3 protein-coding genes and 1 pseudogene are annotated in these 4,404 nt (G+C 51.6%); 3 read left to right on the forward strand and 1 reads right to left on the reverse strand.

Going from position 1 to position 4,404, the window contains the following annotated elements; all coding sequences use genetic code 11:
• Positions 1-79: 79 nt before the first annotated feature.
• From IGS51_RS19235 to IGS51_RS19245, 3 genes and pseudogenes are all read left to right on the forward strand, one after another.
• Positions 80-916: pseudogene (locus IGS51_RS19235) on the forward strand (arsenic resistance protein); the annotation flags it as partial.
• A gap of 148 nt (positions 917-1,064) precedes the next feature.
• The gene (locus IGS51_RS19240; protein WP_297080408.1) at positions 1,065-1,646 is read left to right on the forward strand and encodes an NUDIX domain-containing protein; all 582 of its coding nucleotides are present in this window, start codon (positions 1,065-1,067) and stop codon (positions 1,644-1,646) included.
• A gap of 85 nt (positions 1,647-1,731) precedes the next feature.
• A complete protein-coding gene (locus IGS51_RS19245; protein ID WP_297080409.1) occupies positions 1,732-2,334 on the forward strand; it encodes a cation transporter in 603 nt (200 codons plus the stop codon).
• On the opposite strand, the gene IGS51_RS19250 is transcribed toward IGS51_RS19245, so the two are convergent.
• On the reverse strand, positions 2,310-3,959 hold the full coding sequence (locus IGS51_RS19250; protein ID WP_297080410.1) for an FAD-dependent oxidoreductase: 1,650 nt from the start codon (positions 3,957-3,959) through the stop codon (positions 2,310-2,312). The two genes, IGS51_RS19245 and IGS51_RS19250, sit on opposite strands and share 25 nt — an antisense overlap.
• Positions 3,960-4,404 lie beyond the last annotated feature (445 nt).

Here is a 4,404-nt window from a genome sequence, read left to right on the forward strand (position 1 = left end):
ACGATCTGCTGCCTGAGACACTCATAGGAGCTTCATAGGGTCAAATGTAAAGTTTTATGTCTCAATTCAACACTTCTGGGTTTATCCCATGATGATCAACTTACAGGTGAAGGAGGTTTTTTCGGGTGGTGACTATAGGGTGCAAATTGTCACTCAGTTGATTAACTTTGCAGTGATTCCTTTTTTTGATTACTTTGTGGGACAGTGGTTTTTCCATGATCAGCCGCTGATTGCGCTAGGACTTCTCTTGTCGGCTTTGCTGCCTACCAGCGGCATGACGATTTCCTGGACAGGGTTTGCGAAAGGAAATGTTAGTGCAGCAATCAAAATGACCGTTGTCGGGTTAATTGCTGGATCGATCATTACTCCATTTTATGCCCAGTGGTTAATGGGAACTGTGGTGGAGATTCCTTTGGCAAGCGTGTTCCAGCAAATCTTGGTGATTGTGTTCTTGCCCTTGGGTTTGGGCATCATCACTCAGCGCATCCTGATAGCAACTGTTGGACAGAATAAGTACAATAAAAATCTGAAGCAGAAGTTTCCTGCCTTCTCGACCTTGGGCGTATTGGGGGTAGTATTTGTTGCGGTGGCATTGCGTGCGAAGGGAATTGTGGCAAATCCTTGGATGCTGGTGTCCCTGCTCCTGCCGTTGGCTATTGTGTATAGTGGAAACTTTCTGCTGAGTACGATCGTGGGCAAGCTGTTTTTTAATCGGGATGATGCGATCGCACTAGTTTATGGAACTGTCATGCGGAACCTATCGATTGCCTTGGCGATCGCAATGACGGCTTTTGGCAAGGAGGGTTCCGAAATTGCGCTAATCATTTCAATGGCGTACATTATTCAAGTGCAGGCGGCTGCCTGGTATGTGAAATTTACCGACAGAATCTTTGGGAAGCCGGTTGAAGCAGTTTGATGCGGTAAGGTTTAGTGGGGGTTGCCTGGTAGTTGGGTAATTCGTTGGGTAATTCGCTGGATGATTCGTTGGATAATTTGATAGGTAATTCGATAGGGGGAGCTATTGATTTTTAGGGCGATCGCCAATCTCAAGCATTAAATCAGTCATGACTCCATCCTTTGACGCGGAACAATTCTGGGTTGAACAAGCTTGGACGGTGCAGGATCGGTTTCTGGAGATGCATTCGCGCTGGCTGACCGTGATCGGCGAACATCTTCAAGATCATCGCGGAAACGTACTCGAGTATTGGCGAGTTGAGAAAGCAGATTCGGTTATTGTGCTGCCGATTCAGAACGAACAAATTCTCTTTCCGTCTCCCAGCTATCGTCCCGGCGTTGGGTCGGTCACGTTAGATCTCCCAGGCGGACGAGTGCCCGCGGGAACCAGTCCAGAACAGGCGGCGATCGCCATCCTGCAACGAGAACTTGGCATTGATGCCGCTTCGGTCGATCAGCTAATCGCCCTAAACTCCACCGGATGGGCGGTCAATAGCTCTTTCTCGAACCAAAAACTCTACGGCTTTGTTGCTCACCTCCACAGCGCTACCGAACCTGCCAAGGAATTCATCTCAGCCGCCTATTCCATCACTCCATCGGGCATCCATCAATTGCTGAGCGTGATTAACTGTCTACAGTGTCGAACGGTGCTTCTAGAATGGATTTTCCGTTTATCATACTTAAGGCTCTAGCGCTAATGAATTTGAATCTAGATTCACTGCTGAGGTTTCAGTAACCTGTTTTCAGAGCCGACCACTTTACATTCAAAGGAGCGCTATGTCTGATTGCGGATGTGGTGATGTTAAGGCGGCGAATGCGGCGCAGCGCAAAACGCTGGGCTGGCTGCTGGCGATTAATGCCTTGATGTTTGTGCTGGAGCTTGTGACGGGGCTGCTGGCAGGTTCAACCGCTTTGGTGGCAGACTCCCTCGATATGTTTGCTGATGCTACCGTCTACAGTATTGCTCTGTATACTGTGGGGCGATCGCCCGCAGCCAAAAAAAGAGCCGCTGGCTTAAGCGGTCTGTTTCAAATAGGATTGGCGCTGTTAGTTTTAGCAGACGTGGTGCGGCGGTTTGTCCTTGGCAGCGACCCTGAGCCGACTTGGATGGTGGGCATTGGGCTATTGGCTCTGGCTGCAAACGTGGCTTGCCTGCTGCTCATTGCCAAACATCGTCAGGGAGAAGTTCACATGCGGGCAAGCTGGATCTTCTCTAAGAATGATGTGATTGCCAATTTGGGCGTGATCGCGGCGGGTTTCTTGGTCAGCATGACTGGATCGCGGTTGCCCGATTTGGTCATAGGGCTGATCGTCGCGGCGATTGTCCTGCGGGGCGGCATCGCTATTTTGCGCGATCAAGCCCCTGTTGAGGCTTCATAGGTCTTGAAGCCACCCGTGAGATTATAGGCCTGAAACCCAGATTGCCGTAGGGTTCGGGTGGCATAATAGCCGCGCTGTCCCACCTGGCAGTAGATCCAAAGCGGGCGATCGCCCGGCAGATCTCCCATCCGCTGCCGCAGTTGCGATAAGGGAACGTTGATTGCCCCAGCAACATGTCCCCGTTCAAACTCAGACTCCTCGCGCACATCCACCAGAGTCACTTGCGCCAAGTCAAGGTTTTCCCAGTACACAATGGGTGCATCGCCGCGCAGCGCATTCCCTGCAATCATCCCCGCCATGTTCACCGGATCTTTGGCCGCTCCAAATTGCGGTGCGTAACATAGTTCTGCTTCTTCCAAGTCGAACACAGTCATTCCGGCCTGAATCGCCATAGCCAGCACATCAACCCGCTTCTCGGTTCCCTCTCGGCCAACAGCCTGCGCTCCCAGAATTCGACCATCGGCTGGAGCATACAAAAGCTTAATGTCGATTGGCTGGGCCCCAGGAAAGTAGCCCGCATGATGACCAGGATGCAGATAAACCTTTCGGTAGCCCATGCCTACTCGTCGGAGCGTTTTTTCACTGGCCCCAGTACATGCCACCGTCATGCCAAAAATGCCGCAAACCGAGGTTCCCTGTACGCCGCGAAATTGTGAGTCTCGCCCCAAAATGGTTTCGGCTGCGATCCGTCCTTGACGATTGGCAGGCCCAGCCAGGGGAATCAGGGTCCACTCTTTCGTGACAAAATCCTGCACTTCTACAGCATCCCCCACTGCCCAAATATGAGGGTCACTGGTTTGCATGGCTGCATTGACCCGGATACCGCCGCGATCGCCCAGTTCCAGCCCTGCTTCTTTGGCTAGCGTATTCTCCGGGCGCACCCCGATTGCCAAAATCACCATGTCGGCAGGATGCTGCTCGCCGGAGTCTGTTTGAACCAGCAAGTTATCGTCTGAGCCAACCGTAAAGCCCTGAACGCCATCGTTTAAGCAGAGCTGTAGGCCTTGATCTCGGAGGTGAGCATGAACTGGAGTCATCATCTCTGGATCAAAGGGGGGCATCACCTGGGGCAACTTTTCTATTAGCGTGACAGCGATACCACGATGCACCAAATTTTCTGCCATTTCCAGCCCAATAAAGCCACCGCCCACAACCACCGCCCGCTTTACCTGATGCGTGTCAATCCATTCTCGAATCCGACGGCTATCGGGGATGGTTCGCAGCGCAAAAATTCCGGGTCGCTCTATTCCTGGCAGGGGCGGACGGATTGGGGTAGCACCGGGAGATAACACGAGAGCATCATAGGGTTCTTGTTTCAGCTCTCCGGTTTGCAGGTTTTTGACCGTCAGAGTTTGGGCAGCACGATCAATCGCAGTCACTTCGTGCTGTAGCCGCACCTCGATGTTAAACCGTTGCTTAAATAAGTCTGAATTGGCAACCAATAGCTTTTTTTCATCAGCTATCACACTGCCAACATAGTAGGGTAAACCACAGTTGGCAAAGGACACAAATTGACCGCGATCGAAGATGATAATCTCTGCGGCTTCTGATAGCCGCCGTGCCCGCGCCGCGCAAGAGGCCCCTCCGGCAACGCCGCCGACAATCAAAATTCGTGGTTTAGCCATTGAATCCTTTCTTCTATTTCCCGTTCATTTCCCCATTCATTATGCTCGAATTTGCAGTAGTGGCGGTGGCCCATTCACAAAGCGAATCAGAATCACAGCAGGATGTGCGTATTGTGAACTAGATGCCATAGTTGCGCTGCTCACGCTCTGTCCAAAATGCCATCTCGTTCGTCTCCTCTTGAGGGTGGCGAAAAAAATCGGGACACTCACGAAAACTGAGCCTTGTAGCAGGCATCATAGGCAGAAATCTGATGAGCGTTCAGAGGGTCAAGAGTTCTCGACACAAGTTAATCTTTTGCAATATTGGTGTCACATCAACGGTGTAATATTGCGCTGTGTACTGAATATCCCACAACACAGTCTATGTTTGCGAACGTCCCCGAACGGAAGATGCACTGGACTCGCTGGGTCCTCACGGTGGGCTGGCTGCTAGTGATTGCGTCGT

This window comes from Thermoleptolyngbya sp. M55_K2018_002 (assembly GCF_015295965.1).
GTDB classification, from domain to species: domain Bacteria; phylum Cyanobacteriota; class Cyanobacteriia; order Elainellales; family Elainellaceae; genus Thermoleptolyngbya; species Thermoleptolyngbya sichuanensis.